Raw genomic sequence first — 17830 nt, forward strand, 5'->3', positions numbered from 1 at the left:
AGCGGTGGTTCCGGAGGTCACGCGCAGACGATCCGGCCCGCGGACGACCAGCAGGTGAACAGCCGGTGACCGGCAGCGGGACGGGGGCCGGACAGGTCCCCCGACGAGCCCGATCCGGGCGTCGGGCGTGCTTGCATGGTCCCGATCCACGCGGCTCGCGCCGCACCCACCCGCACCAGGAGACCCCGTGACCCGCCTCGCCGCCCGGACGACCGCCCTGTTGACCGCCGTCGCACTCGTCGGAGCCGGCGCGACCCTGCTGGCCGGCTGCTCCGCGGCGTCGGTGGGCGGCTCCGGGACCGGACCGACCGCGACGGCCTCGCCGCACGTCTCGGCGGGTGCCCTCGGCGCCGGGTTCTCCGACCCGGACCAGCCGCCCGCCCCCGAGGCCACCATCCGCCCGGAGCCCGGTTCGTGGTCCGGCGTGCACGCGCCGGCGGACTACGACGTCGTGCTCCTGTCGGACGCCGGGGACGCGGCCGACGACGCACCGACCCGCACCCTGGTCGACGCCGTCGAGTCGTGGGCCGACGACGAGGGCGTCACGGTCGAGTCGGTCACGGCGGCCACCCCGGATGACCGGATCGCGGCCGTCACCCGGGCGGTCGACGCCGGACCCGACCTGGTGATCAGCGTCGGCAACCACATGGTCGACCCGCTCGCGGCGGTGTCGCCGACGGCGCTCCACCAGCAGTTCCTGGTGGTGGGTGCCGAGATCGCCGAGCCGACGTCGAACGTCACGGCCGCCGACTGGACCGGGGGCGGCTTCCGTGGCGAGGGCCTCGGGCCGTCGAGCCACTACGACCCGGCCACCTTCACCCGGGAGCGCGCGGACCGTGCGCTCCGCGCCGGCCTGGCCGCGGTGCTCCACGACCTGCGCGGCATCGTGGTCTGGGTGCGCTGACCCGTCGCCCACACCGGGCGCCACGCGGCAGCACGCCCGCGTCCGAGCGGGACGGCCGAGCGGGGCCGGCCGTGCCGGGACGCCCGTGACCTACGCCAGCTCCGCCTCGAGCACGCGTGCCCGCACCTGCGCCGCCGCGCCGAGCGCCACGGCGTCGGACCCGAGCGTCGACTGCGCGAGCCGGATCGTCGCCCCACTGACCGGGGGCTCCGCCGCGATCGCGGCCGCGACGGCCGGCTCGAGCAGGTCCCAGGACCGCGCGATCCCGCCACCGACCACGACGGTGGTGACGTCGAGGATCCCCGCGGTGAGCAGCGCGGCACGGGCCAGGCCCCACCCCGCCGTGGCGAACACGGCGGCCGCGTCGGGGTCCCCGCCGCGAGCGGCCGCGGCGACGTCCTGTGCCGACAGCATCCGTCCGGCCCGCTCCGCGTACCGGTCGGCGATCCCGCGTGCGCCGGCGATGGTCTCGAGGTGGCCGACCTGGCCGCAGGTGCACACCGCGTCGCCGAAGCCCGGCACGTGCCCGATCTCGCCGGCCGCACCGCGCGGCCCGGCGAACAGCTGCCCGCCGAGCACGAGCGCCCCACCGACCCCGGTGCCCAGGGTCATGCCGAGCACGTCGGACTCCCCCACGACGGCCCCGGTGGCGATCTCGCCGAGCAGGAACGCGTTCACGTCGTTGTCCAGGGTCGCGGGCACGTCGAGCGCCTCGCTGACCGCCCGGGTCACGCCGTACCCGGCCCAGCCGGTGAACGAGTTGCCCGTCACCAGGACGGTGCCCGTGGTCCGGTCGACCACGCCGGCCGCGCCCACTCCGACACCCGCCAGGGAGGCCCGGTGCGTGTCGAGCAGGCCCGTCACCGCCCCGAGTGCGGCCGTCACGATCGCCGCCCCGCCCGCGTGGGCGGGCGTCGGCAGGTCGACGCGGTCGACGACGTCGAGGTCGGGGGTGGTCAGCACGACCTTGGTGTTCGTGCCGCCGACGTCGACCCCGGCGAGCACCCGGGTCACGCGGTCACCGCCGCGAGCGAGGCCAGGCGCTCCTGCCGCCGCTGCCGTTGCAGCACGGGGTCGGGCACCGGCACGGCGGCGAGCAGGCGTCGGGTGTAGTCGGTGGTGGGGTGCAGCAGCGTGGTGCCCGTGGTGCCCTGCTCCTCGACCCGCCCCTGGCGCATCACCACGACGCGCTCGGCGAAGTGCTGCACGACGGCCAGGTCGTGCGAGACGAACAGGCACGCGAAGCCCAGGTCGTCCTGCAGCTCGCCGAGGACCTCGAGCACGGTCTCCTGCACGCTGACGTCGAGCGCCGAGGTCGGTTCGTCGGCGACGAGCAACCGCGGCTCGAGCACGAGTGCCCGAGCGAGCGAGACGCGCTGGCGCTGCCCGCCGGAGAGCTCGCGCGGGGCCCGGGACGCCAGCGCCGTCGGCAGCCGCACGGCGTCGAGCACCTCGTCGATCCGGCGGCGGCGGTCGGCCGACGACATCCCGCGGCGGTGCACGGCGAGGGGCTCGGCGATGCACTCGGCGACCGACATCCGGGCGTCGAGGGAGGCCACCGGATCCTGCAGCACGACACCGATGCCGGACCGGAGCGCCCGGCGGTCGCGGCGCCGTGCGGTCCGCAGGTCCTGCCCGAACAGCGACACCGTGCCGGACGTCGGCGTGATGAGCCCGAGCGCCACCCGGGCCGCGGTCGACTTGCCGGAGCCGGACTCGCCGACCAGACCGACGGTCTCACCGGCGTGCACCGCGATGTCGATGCCCGCGAGCGCGTGGACGGCGCGCGCCCCGCGCCCGAAGGTCACCGAGACGTCCCGCAGGTCGACCACCGGGGCCGCACCGGGCCTCCCGTCCGACGTGTCGGACACACCCAGCCCCGGAGACGCCGGCGTCTGCGCATCACGCCCCCGGATCCGGAGGCGTTCTGCGGGTTCGGCGGCGTGTCCGTGAGACGCCGGCGTCTCGAGCCGCGGCACCGCGGCGAGCAGCCGCTTGGTGTACTCGTGCTCGGGACGGAGCAGGACGTCCTCGACGCCACCGGTCTCGACGATCTCGCCCTGCAGCATCACCGCCACCCGGTCGGCGAAGTCCGCGACGACCCCCATGTTGTGCGTGACGAGCAGCACCCCCGTGCCGGTCTCGACGGCGAGCGCGCGCAGGAGCTCGAGGATCTCGGCCTGCACGGTGACGTCGAGGGCGGTGGTCGGCTCGTCGGCGATGAGCAGCTTCGGCGCGTTCGCGATCGCCATCGCGATGACCACGCGCTGCCGCTGCCCACCGGACAGCTGGAACGGGAAGGAGCGGGTGCGCGACTCCGGGTCGGGGATGCCGACCCGGCGGAGCAGGTCGACGGCCTCGGCCGCGGCGGTGGACGCGGACACGTCACGGTGGTTCCGGATCACCTCGGCGATCTGGGCACCGACCCGGGTGAGCGGGTCGAGCGCGGTCGCGGGCTCCTGGAACACCATCGAGACGGTCGAGCCACGCAGTGCGCGGAGTGCGGGTTCTGGAGCCCCGATCACCTGGTGCCCGGCGACGACGGCGCTACCGGTGGCGGTCGCGTTGCCGGACAGCAGCCCCATCGCGGCGAGCGCCACGGTCGACTTGCCGGAGCCGGACTCGCCGACCAGGGCGAGGGTCTCGCCGGGGGCGACCGACAGGGACACGCCGCGCACGGCGTCCACGGTGCCGGACTCGGTGCGGAAGGCGACGCCGAGGTCGGTCGTCGCGAGGATCGGTTCGGTGGTCATCAGCGGCCCCTCACGTCGAAGGCGTCCCGGAGCCCGTCGCCCACGGCGTTGAACGCGCAGACCACCAGGATCACGGCCAGACCCGGTGGCACGATCAGCCACCAGTGTCCCGAGTAGGCGGCGGTGAGTCCCGCCGAGAGCATGCCGCCCCAGTCCGTCGCGGGCGGCTGCACACCGAGCCCCAGGTACGAGACGTAGGCGACGAGCAGGATCGCGTCGGCGACCTGGAACGTCGCGGCGACGACGATCGTCGACACCGAGTTCGGCAGCAGGTGCTTGCCGATCGCGCGGGCGTGCGAGCCGCCGATCGCGCGCAGGGTGAGCACGTAGTCGCGGTTCTTGAGCGTCAGGGTCTCGGCGCGGATCAGGCGGGACGGAACGAGCCACGACACGAACCCGAGGATGACGATGAGGCCGCCGACCCCGGGGTTCGTGATCGCCGAGATGACGAGCAGGATGAACAGCGCGGGGATGGCGATGCCGGCGTCGACGACGCGCATCATCAGGGCGTCGACCCAACCGCCGACGTACCCGGCGACGGAGCCCCAGAGGGTGCCGACGACGGTCGCCAGGACCCCGGCGGCGATGCCCACCATGAGGGAGACCTTGCCGCCATACATCAGGCGGCCGAGGACGTCGTGGCCGACGGCGTCGGTGCCGAGCCAGTGCGCGGCGCTCGGCTCCTGGTTCGCCTGCTCGAGCATCGTGTGCGTCTGGTCGGTCGGGTACAGGAGCGGGCCGACGAAGCAGAAGAGCACGATGACGACGATCAGGGCGAGGCCGATGACGGCGAGGGTGTTGCTCCGGAACCGGCGTGCGGCGAGCCGGAACCCGGTGGCGGCGACGGTGACGGGGGTGCCCGGGGCTTCGGGGGCCATCTGGACGGCGGTCATGCGCGGCCTGCCTTCACTCGGGGATCGATGAGGGACTGCGCGACATCGGCGAGCAGGGTGCCGACGACCGTCGCGACGGAGATGACGAGCACGCAGCCGAGCAGGGTCGGGTAGTCCGACGACTGCGCCGCGTTCCAGAACAGCAGCCCCATGCCGGGGTAGTTGAACAGCTGCTCGGTCACCAGGGCACCGCCGAACAGCACCGGCAGGTAGTAGCCGAGCATCGCGACGACCGGGGTCAGCGAGTTCCGGAACACGTGCCGCCGCAGGATCGTCGTCGTCGACGCTCCCCCGGCGCGGGCCGTGCGCACGTAGTCCTCCTGCAGGTTCTCGAGCGTCGACGCCCGCATGTACCGGCTGAACACCGCGATCATCGCGAGCGCCCCGGTCACCACGGGCAGCACGAGTCCGGCCGGGTCCTGGAACACCTCGGTCAGGGTGGTGCCGCTCGGTGCCTGCGACGGCAGCCACGGCAGCTGTTGACTGAACACGATGATCAGGACGAGTCCGAGGAAGAACGCCGGCGTCGAGTAGAAGACGAAGGCCAGGGCGGTGGCGGCGTAGTCGACCGCGCCGTTGCGGCGTGCGGCCTGCAGCATGCCGACCGGGATCGCGACGACCAGGCCGAGCACCGCGGAGATGCCGGTGAGCACGAGGGTCTTCGGCAGGCGCTCGGCGATGAGCTGCGAGACCGACTCGTTGAGCGTGTACGAGGTGCCGAGGTCGCCGGTGAGCAGCCGGCCGAGGAACCGCAGGTACTGCACGGGCAGTGGCTGGTCGAGGCCCTGGGCCTGGTTGAACTGGGCGATCTGCGTGGGCGTCGCGGAGACGCCGAGCACGCCGCGGGCGGGGCCGCCCGGCAGCGCGTGCAGCAGGCAGAACACCACGATCGTGACGATGAGGATCACCGCGAGCGCCTGCAGGACGCGCCTGGTGAGGAAGAGAGCTGTGGTCATGCGGCTTCCGATGGTCGGTTCTTGCGTGATCCGGGGCGGAGGCGCGGTGCGGGGCGGACCCGCACCGCGCCTCCTGAGATGGTCACGGTCCTACTTGGTCCACTTCCACTGGGCCGGGTGGAAGTTGGCGAGCGAGTCCTGGTCGAACCCGGACAGGCCCTTCTTGACGACCGAGATCTGGTAGTCGGGGCTCGGCAGCCAGATCACCGGCAGGTCCTCGGCGAGCGCGGCGCTGTAGTCCTGCACGGCGGTGGCGTCGGTCGAGGTGGTGGTCGCGTCGATCAGGGCGTCGACCTGTTCGTTCGAGTAGCTGCCGAAGTTCGCCGAGCCGCCGGTCTGGAACAGCGACTCACCGGTCGGGTAGGCCGGGAAGTACCAGCTGCCCGCGGTGCCGAAGAACGACAGGTCCCAGTCGCAGCTGGCCTCGTCGGACGTGCACGTCGGGGTCTGCGACAGCACGCTCGACACCGGTGCGGTCTTGATGGTGAAGTCGATCCCGGTCTTCGCGAGCGAGGACTGGATCGCGCTCATCATGTTGTCGGTCACGGTCGAGCCGGACTGCGACAGCACCTGCATCGAGAACTTCGTGCCCTCCTCGACACCCTCGCCGCACTGGCTGTCCGAGGTGCCCGGGTCGGTGCACACCATCGTGCCGCCCTGCTCCTCCCAGCCGTGGCTGGTCAGCAGGTCCTTGGCCTTCGACGTGCTGAACGGGTACGGGTTGTCCTGCTGCACGTCGGAGACGTAGTCGGACTCCTGCGCCTGCGGGATCGGTCCGTAGGTCGAGGTCGCGGTGCCGTTGAAGACGACCTTCGACAGCGACTCCTGGTCGATCGACATCTGCACGGCCTGGCGGGCGTAGAGCTGCTTGAAGACCGCGCCCATGTCCGGGTTGTTGAAGTTGTACGGCATGTACGTGATCGCCCAACCGGTCCACGGCTGCACCGTGTAGTCCTTCGCCTCGAACGACGCCTTCTGGTCCATGTCCGTGGCGTTGATGTACCCGTAGTCGACCTCGCCCGAGCGGACCGCGTTCACCTCGGCGTCGGCCGTGGTGAAGGGCAGCAGGTTGACGGTCCCGATCGACGCCTCCTCGCCCCCGTCGTACTTGTCGTTGGCGGTCAGGGTGACCTTGCCGGCCGTGGTGAAGGTCTTCACGCCGTACGGGCCGGAGATCGTCTTCCACAGGTCGTCGGTGGCGTAGTCGGAGATCTTCCCGGCGGCGGTGTTGAGGTACTTCCACACCTGCTTCGCGCCGGCGGTGGTCTCGTCGGCGTCGGTCACCTCCGCGGTCGCGCTGGTCTTGTCCCAGGCGTGCTGGGGCAGCGGGATGATGTGGCTCAGCTGGTTGGCGAGCATCCAGTCCGAGTTGTAGGCCTTGTCGAAGGTGATGGTGAAGTGCGTGTCGTCGACCGCCTTGAACGACGTCCAGTTGTCCGGCGCCTTGCCCTTGGAGTACGAGCCCCACTGGTCCTTGTTCGCCTTGATCAGGTTGAACCAGAAGCCGACATCGCGGCTCGTGATCGCCTCACCGTCCGACCAGTGCCGGTCGCCGAGCGTCATGGTGACGCTCTTGCCGTCGTCGGCGAACAGCGCGTCGGTGGCGACGGAGCCGGCCTTGTTCCACGCGATCTTGCCGGTGGAGCCGTCGTACGCGACGAGCGGCTCGTACAGCGACTGGGCGATGGAGCCGTTGTTCGTGTTGAGGTGCGCGGCGGTGCCGATCGGCAGGATCCAGTTCGGCGTGAAGTTGGCGGGGAGCGCGTAGTCGATCTCGTCGGTGTCGTTCGTGGCGGCGGAACCGCCACCCGAACAACCGGCGAGCAGGGCGCTCACGGCGATCGCGGCTCCGGTGAGGAGCGCCCAGCGGCGGGGCTTGGACATGCGGTGTCTCCTTGTGCGATGGACGTCGGGGAGGTGGAGCACGGGTGCCGTGCGGCACGGGGACAGTCAAGGACCAAAGCGATTGGAAAAACAAACATCTCGATGTAAAAACTGCGTTACTGCCGAACCGACGAAAGGGTCGGCGCTCCGATCCGCCGCCTAGGCTCGCCGCAGAACGGTCCACCATCCGGTGTGCCGCCGCTGTTCCGCCGGTATTGGAGAAAGTCGTGGCCGACCTCAGCGCCCGCGTCCTGGAGCTCGTCGCGTCCGGACAGGCGGCCAGCCGGACCGAGATCGCCACGCTGCTCGGCGCGGCCCCGTCGACGGTGTCGCACGTCGTCGCGCAGCTGCTGGCCCACGGCCTGCTCGCCGAGGAGGGCACCGACGTGTCGACGGGCGGCCGCCCCCGCAAGGTGCTCCGCATCGGCGGGGTCGACGAGTACGCGGTCGCCGCCGACGTCGGTGGCGGGCACGCGCGGGTCGGCGTGGTGCTGCCGGGAGGCGCGCTCGAGTCCGTCTCGAACGTCCCGTTCGCCCTGTCCGACGGCCCGACCGCGGGGCTCCAGCGCCTGGCCGCGCTGCTCGAGCGGCTCGCCGACGAGCGCGGTCGCGAGGGACTGCGCGGGGTCGGCCTGAGCCTGCCCGGGCCCGTCGACGTCGAGGCCGGCGTGGTCGACCTGCCGAGCCGGATGCCGGGCTGGAACGGGTTCCCCGTCGCCGCCTGGCTGAGCGAGCGGTTCGGGCTGCCCGCGATCGTCGACAACGACGCGAACTGCATGGCCGCCGGCGAGCAGACCGTGCAGGACCCCGGTCGACGCCAGACCATCACGATCAAGGCCGGATCGGCGATCGGTGCCGGGATCGTCATCGACGGACGGCTGTACCGCGGCTCGACGGGATCGGCCGGGGACATCACGCACGTGCGCATCGACGCCGCCGGGGACACCCCGTGCTCGTGCGGCAACACCGGGTGCCTCGAGACGGTGGCGTCCGGGGCCGCGCTGGTGCGCATCCTGTCGGACACGGGGGTCGACGTCGCCTCGACCGCCGACGTCGTCCGGCTCGCCTCGGACGCGCACCCCGAGGCCACCCGTGCCGTGCGGATGGCGGGCCGGTACCTGGGCGAGGTGCTCGCCGCCAACGTCAACTTCTTCAACCCGGACGCCGTCTACCTGGGCGGCATCCTGTCCACCCTCGACCCGTTCATCGCCGCCGTGCGGAGCCAGCTGTACGAGAGCTGCCACCCGCTGATGACCCAGCACCTGGCGATCGAGCCGGTGTCGCTCGGTGCCGACGCCGGGCTCGTCGGTGCCGGGCAGTTCGCGCTGCAGCGGGGCCTCGCCGCCTCGCTCCAGCAGCTGTCCACCCCCATCCCGCAGTCCACCACCAGGAACAGGAGCGTCCGTGTCTGAGACCCGCACCCACCGCCGCCCGGTCGTCGCCATCGCCGGCCTGGCCATCGAGACGTCGACGTTCACGCCGACCCGCACGCACGCCGCGGCGTTCCACCCGGACCGCGGCGACGAGGTCGTGGCGCGGTACCCGTTCCTGGCGTCGTACGCCGACGCCGCCGACTTCCGGGGTGCGCTCATCGGGCACGCGCTGCCCGGCGGGATCGTCCACCGGGCGTCGTACGAGGAACTCGCCGACGAGATCGTGGAGCGCCTGCGTGCACTCGGCCCGGTCGACGGCCTCTGGTACGACATCCACGGCGCGATGGTGGTCGAGGGGCTCGACGACGCCGAGACGGACCTGCTGCACCGCATCCGCGCGGTCGTCGGCCCGGACGTCGTGGTGTCCGCGTCGATGGACCTGCACGGCAACGTCACGCGCGAGCTCGCCCACCAGGTCGACCTCGTCACCTGCTACCGGATGGCCCCGCACGAGGACGCCCTCGAGACGAAGGAGCGCGCGGTCCGGAACCTCGTCGACGTGCTCACGACCCGGCCCGTCGGCGCGCAGCGGCCCGTGAAGGCCTGGATCCCGATCCCCGTCCTGCTGCCCGGCGAGCAGACCTCGACCCGTCTCGAGCCGGCGAGGTCGCTGTACGCGCAGGTGCCGGAGGTCGAGGCGACCGAGGGCGTGCTCGACGCCGCGATCTGGGTCGGGTACGCGTGGGCCGACCAGCCCCGCGACCAGGCCGTCACCGTGGTCACCGGGTGGGACGAGACCGCCGTCGCCGCCGGTGCCGAGCGGCTCGCGGCGGCGTTCTGGGACGTCCGCGAGGACTTCGTGTTCGTCGCCCCCACCGGCACGTTCGACGAGTGCCTCGACGCTGCGCTCGCCCCGGGCGCCGCGAAGCCCTACTTCGTCTCCGACTCGGGCGACAACCCCACGGCCGGCGGCTCGGGCGACATGACGTGGGGCCTGACGCAGGTGCTCGCCCGTCCGGAGTTCCAGGACCCGTCCGGCCCGACCGTCATCTACGCGAGCGTGCCCGGACCGGACGCCGTCGCCACCGCGGTGGAGGCCGGTGTCGGTGCGACGGTGACCGTGACCGCGGGTGCGTCGGTCGACCACGTGCACGCGGGCCCCGTCACGATGACCGGCCGGGTGCACGCGATCGGGCACGGCGACCGCGACGCCGTGACCGAGGTCGTGCTGCAGGTCGGCAGCGTCTTCGCGATCCTGACCGAGCTGCGCAAGCCGTACCACCACGAGCACGACTTCACCGACCTCGACCTGGCACCGCGTGATGCCGACGTCGTCGTCGTGAAGATCGGGTACCTCGAGCCGGAGCTGTTCGACATGGCCGCCGACTGGATGCTCGCGCTCACCCCGGGCGGCGTCGACCAGGACCTGCTACGCCTCGGGCACCACAGGATCGAGCGGCCGATGTTCCCCTACGATCGAGTGTTCCCGACGGCGCCGGACCTCAGCGCCCGCATCGTCCCCGCCTCCACCGAACCGCTCGGAGACCCTGCATGAGCACCACCGCCGCACTCGAGATCGCCGTGACGTCCCCGGCGGGTGCCGTCGCCGCGCGGGACGGCGGCGCCGACCGCGTGGAGCTCTGCGTCGGTCTCGAGCTCGGCGGGCTCACCCCGTCCCAGGCCCTGGTCGAGACGACCCACGAGACCGGGATCCCGGCGCACGCGCTGGTCCGCTGCCGTCCGGGCGGCTTCGTGCACACGCCCGACGAGGTCGACCTGATGGTGCGCGAGGTCCGGACGGTGCTGCGCTCCGGGGCAGCCGGGGTCGTGGTCGGGGCCCTGCGTGCCGACCGCACCCTGGACGAGGACGCCCTCCGCCGCTTCGTCGAGGCCGCCCGCTCCGTCAGTGCCACCGCCGAGGTCACCCTGCACCGGGCGATCGACCACGCCGCCGACCCCGTCGCGGCGGCCGGGTCGCTCGCCGCGGTCGGCTTCACACGGGTCCTGACCTCGGGCGGTGCCCCCACCGCGGTCGCCGGCGCCGACACGATCGCGCGCATGGTCGCGGCCGCCGGTCCCGTGCAGGTGATGGCCGGAGCCGGCGTCACCCCCGCCGACGTCCGCGCCCTGGTCGCCACCGGTGCCGCCGCCGTGCACCTGTCGGCGAAGCGTCCCGCCGCGGACAGCGCACACGCCGGTGTGCCGATGGGTGCCGGCGACGACGGGTCCGCGCACTTCGTCACGGATGCCGAGGTCGTCGCGGCCGCCCGTCGCGCACTCGACGCCTGACCCGAGCACCGACGCGGGTCAGCCGAGCGTGACGACGCGGTCGGCCGCGGCGATCGCGACCGGGTCGTGCGCCGCGTGCACGACCACGACACCGTCTGCCGCCTCGGCGGCGAGCGCATCGACCACGAGCGCCGCGGAGTCGGCGTCCACCCCGGCGGTCGGCTCATCGACGAGCAGCACCCGCGCACGCTGCGCCAGGCCGAGCGCCACGAGCGTGCGCTGCCGCTGGCCGCCGGAGAGCTCCTCGATCGGCCGGTCCGCCAGGTCCGCGATCGCCATCCGCTCCAGTTGTGCGTCGACGAGCGCCCGGTCGCCGCGCCCGAGTGGTCGCCACCACGCGCGGTGCCGCCACCGCCCCATCGTCACGGCCGCGCGGACGGTGAGCGGCAGGGTGGTCGGCGGCACGGACTGGGTCACGTAGGCGACACCGTCCGCCGGGAGGCCCGTCACCCGTCCGCCGGTCGGCGTCACGACCTGCGCCACCACGTCGAGCAGCGTGGACTTGCCGGATCCGTTCGGCCCCGTGAGCGCGGTCACGACCCCGGCCGCGAAGGTCGCGTCGACGCCGTCGAGGACGGTCCGGTCACCGCGCACGGCGGTCACGCGGTGCAGGTGGACGGCGGTCCGGGGATCGGTCGGAGCGGTCGGAGGCACCTGAGCACGCTATCAGTATCGATACTCGTTTTCATGTAGCGTCTCGGACCGTGACCTGGCTGACCGATCCGTTCTCCGTCGACTTCATGGTGCGCGCCCTCGTCGGTGGCGCCCTGGCCGCGGTCCTCTGCGCCGTGGTCGGCACCTGGGTGCTCGTCCGGGGCATGGCGTTCCTGGGCGAGGCACTGTCGCACGGCATGCTGCCCGGCGTCGCGATCGCCACCCTGACCGGGATCCCGGCCGTGCTCGGCGCCGCGGTCAGCGCCGGCGTCATGGTCCTCGGCGTCGGGGCACTGCGCCGCCGCGCCCGGCTGTCCTACGACACCTCGATCGGCCTGCTCTTCGTCGGCATGCTCGCCCTCGGGGTGATCATCGTGTCGTCCTCGCGCTCGTTCGCCACCGACGTCACCGCGATCCTGTTCGGCGACGTCCTGGCGGTCACCCGCGCCGACCTGGGCGGGCTCGCGGTCGCCGTGGCCGTGGCACTCGCCGTGGCGGTCGCGTTCCACCGGCCGTTCACCGCCCTGGCCTTCGACGTCCGCAAGGCCACCACGCTCGGGCTGCACCCACGGGTGGCCGAGGTCGTGCTCATCGGCCTCGTGACCCTGGCGGTCGTCGCCTCGTACCGGGCCGTCGGCACCCTGCTCGTCGTCGGCCTGCTGCTCGCGCCCGCCGCAGCCGCACGCGCGTGGACCCGGCACGTGGCCTCGACGATGCTGCTCGGCGCCGCCATCGGCACCACCGCCGTCCTCGTCGGCCTGCTCGTCTCGTGGCACGCCGGCACCGCCGCCGGCGCGAGCATCGCCGCGGTGGCGGTCGGCGGCGTCGTCGTCTCGCGGGCCGCCGCCGCCGTCGTCCTGCGACGCACCCCGACCCCGGCACCGGCGCGCGCGGCCGCGCCGGCAGCACCACGATCCGCCGCACCGTACCGAGAGGGAGCATGACGCACTCGACCACCCGCCGCGCACCCGCGCGCATCCTGTCCACCATCGGCCTGGCCACCGGCCTGGCCCTCACCGTGACCGCCTGTTCCACGGGCACCCCGTCGGCCGACGACGGGACCGCGAGCGCCCGCCCCCACGGCTACGTGGCGGGGGCGACCGAGTCCCAGGAACCGCAGGTGCGCCTCCTGGCCGTGTCGGCGACCGGCGAGACGGCGCTGCACGACCTGCTCACCGAGGAGTCCACCGAGCTCGACGGGGTGGACGCCCCCGAGCACTCCGCCACCGACGGCCGGTTCCTCGTGACGAGCGACGGCGACCGCACGACGATCGTCGACGGCGGCTCGTGGACGGTCGACCACGGCGACCACACCCACTACTACGCGGCGGACCCCCGCGTCGTCGGCACGATCGACCGCGGCGGCCCGGTCGAGGTGCACTCGTCCGAGACCATGACGACCCTGACGTGGCCGGACCGCGGCGAGGCCGTGGTGCTCGACCGCGAGGCCCTGGGCCAGGGCGAGGTCGACGAGACCGCGCGGGTCGACGCCACGGTCCTGCTGCCGGTGGGCGAGCAGCTCGTCGCCGCCCAGGGTGACACCGTCCGGGTGCTCGACGCGGACGGCGACCCGTCCGGCACCGCGTCGGCCGACGCGCAGGCCTGCACCGACCCGGCCGGCGGGATCGTCACCCGCGCGGGTGCGGTGGTGGGCTGCGCCGACGGCGCGGTCGTCGTCGACGACGCCGGTGCGACGTCGTTCGTGGACCTGCCGGACGACGCCGAGCGCCCGACGGCCTTCGCTGCCCGTTCCGGGCGTCCGACGGTCGCCGGGCTGGCCGGCGACACCGGCTTCTGGCTGCTCGACGTGCGCGAGGGCTCGTGGCGGCACGTGCCGACCGAGCGGCCCCTGCGCGCCGTGGTCGCCGTGGACGACGAGGACGAGCACGTGGTCGGGGTCGACGCCGACGGCCGGGTGGTCGTCGTGACGCCGGACGACGGCACGGCCGCCTCGACGGAGCCCCTCATCGACGCCGACGCCGCACCGTTGCTGCAGCTCGACGCCCAGCGGGCCTACCTGGCCGACCCCGCCAGCGGCACGGTGCACGAGATCGACTTCGCCGACGACGCCCGCGTCGCCCGCACCATCGACCTGCCGGTCGCACCCGCTGCGTTCGCGGAGGTCGGGCTGTGAGGGCGACGACGCGACTGCTGACCGCAGTGGTCGTCACCGCGACGCTCACCGTGACCACCGCCGGGTGCACCCCCGCCGGCTCGGACCGCCCCCTCGTCGCCGTGACCACGAACATCCTGGGCGACGTCGTCACCGAGGTGGTCGGGGACCAGGCCGACGTCATGGTCCTCATGCCGCCCGGGGCCGACCCGCACTCGTTCGAGGTGTCGGCGCAGCAGGCAGCACGACTCCGGAGCGCCGACCTGGTGGTCGAGAACGGCCTCGGGCTCGAGGAGGGCGTCGCCCGGCACGTCCAGGCCGCGGCGGAGGACGGTGTGCCCGTGACCACCGCCGGTGACGCCGTCGACGCACTGGAGTGGACCACCGAGGACGACAGCGGGCCGGACCCGCACTTCTGGACCGACCCGGGACGCATGGCCGACGTCGTCGAGGCGCTCGACGCGGACCTGCGCGAGGTCGGCATCGAGCCCGCCGGCACCGATGCCTACCTGGCGGAGCTGCAGGACCTGGACGACGAGATGACGACCGCGATGGCCACGGTGCCCGAGGACCGGCGGGCCCTCGTGACGAACCACCACGTGTTCGGGTACCTGGCCGACCGGTACGGCTTCCGGGTCGTCGGCGCGGTGATCCCGAGCGGCACGACCCTGGCCTCGCCGAGTGCAGCGGACCTGCGGGACCTGGCGGACGCGATCGACGAAGCGGGCGTGCCGACGATCTTCGCGGACGCCTCACAGCCCGCGCGACTGGCCGAGGTCCTGGCCGAGGAGGTCGACGTGCACGTCGAGATCCGCCCCCTGGCCACCGAGTCGCTGACCGAGGACGGCGACGCGTCGACCTACCTCGGCATGATGCGCTCGAACACGCAGGCGATCGTCGACGGCCTGTCGACTGGTAAATGAGAATGAGAATCAATACAGTGAGCAGCATGACGAACACGAAGACGCTCCGGGCCGTGTGGCCCGCCGCCCTGCTCGGCGCCGCAGCCCTCGCCCTGACCGGGTGCGCGACGAACACCGCCGACGCCGGGTCCGACAGCAGCGCGACCCCGACGGCAGACGGCACCCGCATCACCCTGACCTACGACGGCGGCCTGCTCACCCTCGACCAGGACCTGCAGGTCGTGGCCGACGACGCGATCGACGGCTTCACCCGCGTCAACCCCGCCGGTGACGGTCGCCACGTGCTCGTGACCGTGCCCGAGGGCTTCCGGGTGCTCGACACCGCCGCCGACCCGGCCCTGACCGACGCCGTCTTCCCCGCCGACGCCGGTGGCCACGCGGTCGTGCACGGCGACACCACCGCCCTGTTCGCCGACGGCACGGGCGACGTGACGACGTTCGACCACACCGAGCTCGACGGGGCCGACCTGCCCGACGTCGAGACGACGAAGTCCGAGGCCGCCCACCACGGCGTCGCCATCGAGCTCGAGGACGGCACGCTCCTGACCACCATCGGCACCGAGGAGAGCCGCTCCGGCGTGCGCGCCCTGGACGCCGACGGCGAGGAGATCGCACGCTCCGAGGAGTGCCCCGACGTGCACGGCGAGGGTGCTGTGACCGGCGAGGTCGCGGTGTTCGGCTGCACCGACGGCGCCCTGGTCTACGACGACGGCGCGTTCGAGAAGATCGACGCCCCGACCGAGTACGGCCGCACCGGCAACCTGTTCACCACCGAGGACTCGTCCGTCGCGGTCGGCGACTACAACGACGATCCCGACAGCGAGGGCTACCTGCTCGACCAGATCGCCCTGATCGACGCGGCGTCGGGGGAGTACACCGTCGCCGACATGCCCGAGGACGTCGGCTTCACCTTCCGCGACCTGGCACGTGGCCCCGGCGACGAGGCCGTCGTGCTCGGCTCCGACGGCGCCCTGCACACCTTCGACGAGACCTCCGGCGAGCAGCTCGAGTCGTACCCGGTGATCGACGCGTGGGAGGGCCCGACCGAGTGGCAGGACGCCCACCCCGCGCTGAAGGTCGAAGGTGACGTCGCCTACGTCACCGACCCGGCCGAGCAGAAGGTCCACGCGGTCGACCTGACCACCGGCGAGGTCATCGCCTCGAGTGACGAGCTGCCGGGCGTGCCCAACGAGATCGCGGTCGCGTAGCGGTCCCCACCAGCACGAGACGGACGGGAGGCCCGTGGCGACACCGCCACGGGCCTCCCGTCCGTCGTCCGCGCGCGTCAGCGCGGCGGCACTCAGCCCTGCGGCGGCGAGTAGAGCTGCAGGTCGTTCCCCTCGCTGTCCTTGAAGGGGATGATCTTGCCCCACGGGTGCTCGCTGATCGCACCCTGGATGTCGGCGCCGCGGCTCTTCAGCTCGGCCACCTCGTCCTCGATGCTGCCGTCCGGCTGGAACGACACGACCGCGCCGCCGTCGCTCGACCCGCTGGCCGACTCGCGTCCGTTCAGACCGATCATCAGCCCACCGGCGTCGATCTCGCTCCAGTCGTCGGACTGGTCCTTCACCGTGAGACCGAGCGTGTCGCGGTAGAACGCGACCGCGCGCTCCATGTCGCCGACCGGGACCCAGACTGCTGCGACTCCACTTGCCATGGTGTTTCCTCTCGTCGTGGTGTGCCCTGGACGGTAGGCAGCGGCCGTGCACGGGAGCACAGGGTGGGTGTCCCCCGGTGTCCGGTCAGCCGAGGGCCGGCCGCCACATGCTGATCGGCAGCGCCGCCCGGAACCCGGCGATCGGGGCACCGTCCGCGAACCCGTGGCGCCGGTACAGCCGCCGGTTCAGCGGGGTCGACGATTCCAGGTAGGCGCCCGCGGAGGATCGGTCCACCCGCTCGAGCGCACGTCCGAGCAGCAGTCCGCCGACACCGCGCCCCCGCGCCGCTGCGGACACCCCGATCTCGGCGAGGTACCAGTGCGGGGTCTCGGGCCGAGCACGCCCCATCCGCCGCAGGTGCGTGAGGGCGCGCAGGGCCCCAGCGATCCCGAGGACCCGCAGGAACGCGGGCACCTGCCGCACGAAGGCGCCCACGCCACCGGAGCGACGACCGGGAGCCTGCCAGAAGGCGGCGCCGACGACCCGGTCCGCGATGGTGGCGACGTCGACGCGCCGGCCGGGTGCCGGTACCGAGCGGATGAGGGCGGCGAAGAGCTCGGTCAGCACGACCCGGCGGTCCTCGCGGGCCCTGGGCGGCCGGATCTCGGCGAGCACCGGGTCGTCGGCGAAGGCCTCCGCCAGGACGGCCGCCGCCGCGCCGAGCTCTGCCGGTCGTGCTGCCCGGACGACGATCTCCATGGTGACTCCTCGGGTTCGATGACGATTTGGCCGCTCGGCCGACTTCATCATGACGGTGGTCGCTGCACGTGCCCCGTACGCTTCCTGTGATGACCGACGACCACCAGCCGCGCGGGTACCGCAGCCGACAGGACCGGCGTGCGGAGCTGCTCGACGCCGCCGCGCTCGTCGTGCGCGACGACGGCCTCCGCAGTCTCACCACCCGCGCGGTCGCCGCCCGCGCGGGTGTCGCCCACGGCGTCGTGCACTACGTCTTCGGCGCACGGCACAACCTGGTGGTCGCACTGCTCGAGCGGCAGGCACGCGCGGTCCTGCCGCCGGTGCTCGCCGCCGCCGACGAGCACGACGACCTCGCCGCCGCACTCGAGGCGGGGATCTCGACGTACCTCGGCCTGGTGCGGCGTGAGCCCGAGCGGTTCCGGTTGCTCGAAGCGCTCAGTGCGACGGGCCTCGCCGCCGACGGCGACGGCGACCTGCTCGACGCCGAGCGACAGCTCTGGCGCGACGGCGTGGTGGCCGGGATCGAGCGGTGGACCGCACGGCACGGGACAGCACCGGCCGAACCCGTCCCCGTCGTCGCCGACGCCGTCATCGCGCTGGTCGACGGGTTGGCACGCGCCGCATCGAGGGCTCCGGACGACGCGACGACCGCCCGATCCCGGGAACTGCTCGTGCGGGGCCTGGCGCGAGCGGTGGCCACGGCGAACTGATCTGCAAACCGACCGGGCATC

General features: G+C 73.1%; 17 protein-coding genes. 9 read left to right on the top strand and 8 right to left on the bottom strand.

The window, feature by feature from the left end; translation table 11 throughout:
* Nucleotides 1–187 precede the first annotated feature (187 nt).
* Nucleotides 188–904 (top strand): type 1 periplasmic-binding domain-containing protein, encoded by a 717-nt coding sequence (locus tag LEL83_RS05570; RefSeq protein ID WP_225558061.1) that lies wholly within the window; start codon nt 188–190, stop codon nt 902–904.
* Between the two features lie 90 nt (nt 905–994).
* On the opposite strand, the gene LEL83_RS05575 is transcribed toward LEL83_RS05570, so the two are convergent.
* From LEL83_RS05575 to LEL83_RS05595, 5 genes are all read right to left on the bottom strand, one after another.
* On the bottom strand, nt 995–1918 hold the full coding sequence (locus tag LEL83_RS05575) for an ROK family protein (RefSeq protein ID WP_225558062.1): 924 nt from the start codon (nt 1916–1918) through the stop codon (nt 995–997).
* Nucleotides 1915–3657 carry a dipeptide ABC transporter ATP-binding protein gene (locus tag LEL83_RS05580; RefSeq protein WP_225558063.1) on the bottom strand — a complete coding sequence of 581 codons (1743 nt, stop codon included), beginning with the start codon at nt 3655–3657 and terminating at the stop codon, nt 1915–1917. The genes LEL83_RS05575 and LEL83_RS05580 overlap by 4 nt, the downstream gene beginning before the upstream one ends.
* On the bottom strand, nt 3657–4550 hold the full coding sequence (locus tag LEL83_RS05585) for an ABC transporter permease (protein WP_198657381.1): 894 nt from the start codon (nt 4548–4550) through the stop codon (nt 3657–3659). Before LEL83_RS05585 ends, LEL83_RS05580 begins: the two co-directional genes overlap by 1 nt.
* On the bottom strand, nt 4547–5506 hold the full coding sequence (locus LEL83_RS05590) for an ABC transporter permease (RefSeq protein WP_198657380.1): 960 nt from the start codon (nt 5504–5506) through the stop codon (nt 4547–4549). The genes LEL83_RS05585 and LEL83_RS05590 overlap by 4 nt, the downstream gene beginning before the upstream one ends.
* Nucleotides 5507–5596: 90 nt before the next feature.
* Nucleotides 5597–7390 (bottom strand): peptide ABC transporter substrate-binding protein, encoded by a 1794-nt coding sequence (locus LEL83_RS05595; RefSeq protein WP_225558064.1) that lies wholly within the window; start codon nt 7388–7390, stop codon nt 5597–5599.
* Between the two features lie 227 nt (nt 7391–7617).
* Here LEL83_RS05595 and LEL83_RS05600 point away from each other — a divergent pair, with 227 nt between their 5' ends.
* From LEL83_RS05600 to LEL83_RS05610, 3 genes are read left to right on the top strand one after another with little or no spacing between them, the layout of a single operon-like run.
* Entirely contained in the window at nt 7618–8802 is a 1185-nt protein-coding gene (locus tag LEL83_RS05600; RefSeq protein ID WP_225558065.1) for an ROK family protein, read from the top strand.
* Nucleotides 8795–10318 (top strand): M81 family metallopeptidase, encoded by a 1524-nt coding sequence (locus LEL83_RS05605; protein ID WP_225558066.1) that lies wholly within the window; start codon nt 8795–8797, stop codon nt 10316–10318. The genes LEL83_RS05600 and LEL83_RS05605 overlap by 8 nt, the downstream gene beginning before the upstream one ends.
* The gene (locus LEL83_RS05610; protein ID WP_225558067.1) at nt 10315–11052 is read left to right on the top strand and encodes a copper homeostasis protein CutC; all 738 of its coding nucleotides are present in this window, start codon (nt 10315–10317) and stop codon (nt 11050–11052) included. Before LEL83_RS05605 ends, LEL83_RS05610 begins: the two co-directional genes overlap by 4 nt.
* An 18-nt stretch (nt 11053–11070) precedes the next feature.
* Here LEL83_RS05610 and LEL83_RS05615 read toward each other — a convergent pair whose 3' ends face one another.
* The gene (locus tag LEL83_RS05615) at nt 11071–11706 is read right to left on the bottom strand and encodes an ATP-binding cassette domain-containing protein (protein WP_225558068.1); all 636 of its coding nucleotides are present in this window, start codon (nt 11704–11706) and stop codon (nt 11071–11073) included.
* Nucleotides 11707–11756: 50 nt separating this feature from the next.
* Here LEL83_RS05615 and aztB point away from each other — a divergent pair, with 50 nt between their 5' ends.
* Genes aztB through LEL83_RS05635 form a run of 4 tightly spaced genes read left to right on the top strand, consistent with a single transcriptional unit; the run spans nt 11757 to nt 15950 of the window.
* On the top strand, nt 11757–12650 hold the full coding sequence (gene aztB / locus LEL83_RS05620; RefSeq protein ID WP_225558069.1) for a zinc ABC transporter permease AztB: 894 nt from the start codon (nt 11757–11759) through the stop codon (nt 12648–12650).
* On the top strand, nt 12647–13840 hold the full coding sequence (locus LEL83_RS05625; RefSeq protein ID WP_225558070.1) for an ABC transporter: 1194 nt from the start codon (nt 12647–12649) through the stop codon (nt 13838–13840). The genes aztB and LEL83_RS05625 overlap by 4 nt, the downstream gene beginning before the upstream one ends.
* Complete coding sequence (locus LEL83_RS05630) at nt 13837–14742, top strand: metal ABC transporter solute-binding protein, Zn/Mn family (RefSeq protein ID WP_372454441.1); 906 nt, start codon at nt 13837–13839, stop codon at nt 14740–14742. The genes LEL83_RS05625 and LEL83_RS05630 overlap by 4 nt, the downstream gene beginning before the upstream one ends.
* A gap of 26 nt (nt 14743–14768) precedes the next feature.
* Nucleotides 14769–15950, top strand: coding sequence for a hypothetical protein (locus LEL83_RS05635; RefSeq protein WP_225558071.1), 1182 nt, complete (start codon nt 14769–14771; stop codon nt 15948–15950).
* A gap of 92 nt (nt 15951–16042) precedes the next feature.
* On the opposite strand, the gene LEL83_RS05640 is transcribed toward LEL83_RS05635, so the two are convergent.
* Together LEL83_RS05640 and LEL83_RS05645 are read right to left on the bottom strand one after the other, a co-directional pair.
* The gene (locus LEL83_RS05640; protein ID WP_225558072.1) at nt 16043–16399 is read right to left on the bottom strand and encodes a VOC family protein; all 357 of its coding nucleotides are present in this window, start codon (nt 16397–16399) and stop codon (nt 16043–16045) included.
* An 85-nt stretch (nt 16400–16484) separates the two neighbouring features.
* Complete coding sequence (locus tag LEL83_RS05645; protein WP_225558073.1) at nt 16485–17099, bottom strand: GNAT family N-acetyltransferase; 615 nt, start codon at nt 17097–17099, stop codon at nt 16485–16487.
* Nucleotides 17100–17188: 89 nt separating this feature from the next.
* Here LEL83_RS05645 and LEL83_RS05650 point away from each other — a divergent pair, with 89 nt between their 5' ends.
* The gene (locus LEL83_RS05650) at nt 17189–17809 is read left to right on the top strand and encodes a TetR family transcriptional regulator (protein WP_225558074.1); all 621 of its coding nucleotides are present in this window, start codon (nt 17189–17191) and stop codon (nt 17807–17809) included.
* Nucleotides 17810–17830 lie beyond the last annotated feature (21 nt).

Source organism: Curtobacterium oceanosedimentum, from assembly GCF_020297365.1.
In the GTDB taxonomy this organism is placed as follows: domain Bacteria; phylum Actinomycetota; class Actinomycetes; order Actinomycetales; family Microbacteriaceae; genus Curtobacterium.

Bases quoted from the DNA above. Each gene is read 5' to 3' on its own strand.
- LEL83_RS05590 (WP_198657380.1), bottom strand. From the start codon at position 5,506: ATGACCACAGCTCTCTTCCTCACCAGGCGCGTCCTGCAGGCGCTCGCG.
- LEL83_RS05585 (WP_198657381.1), bottom strand. From the start codon at position 4,550: ATGACCGCCGTCCAGATGGCCCCCGAAGCCCCGGGCACCCCCGTCACC.
- LEL83_RS05625 (WP_225558070.1), top strand. From the start codon at position 12,647: ATGACGCACTCGACCACCCGCCGCGCACCCGCGCGCATCCTGTCCACC.
- LEL83_RS05595 (WP_225558064.1), bottom strand. From the start codon at position 7,390: ATGTCCAAGCCCCGCCGCTGGGCGCTCCTCACCGGAGCCGCGATCGCC.
- LEL83_RS05610 (WP_225558067.1), top strand. From the start codon at position 10,315: ATGAGCACCACCGCCGCACTCGAGATCGCCGTGACGTCCCCGGCGGGT.
- LEL83_RS05580 (WP_225558063.1), bottom strand. From the start codon at position 3,657: ATGACCACCGAACCGATCCTCGCGACGACCGACCTCGGCGTCGCCTTC.
- LEL83_RS05650 (WP_225558074.1), top strand. From the start codon at position 17,189: ATGACCGACGACCACCAGCCGCGCGGGTACCGCAGCCGACAGGACCGG.
- LEL83_RS05640 (WP_225558072.1), bottom strand. From the start codon at position 16,399: ATGGCAAGTGGAGTCGCAGCAGTCTGGGTCCCGGTCGGCGACATGGAG.
- LEL83_RS05635 (WP_225558071.1), top strand. From the start codon at position 14,769: ATGACGAACACGAAGACGCTCCGGGCCGTGTGGCCCGCCGCCCTGCTC.
- LEL83_RS05645 (WP_225558073.1), bottom strand. From the start codon at position 17,099: ATGGAGATCGTCGTCCGGGCAGCACGACCGGCAGAGCTCGGCGCGGCG.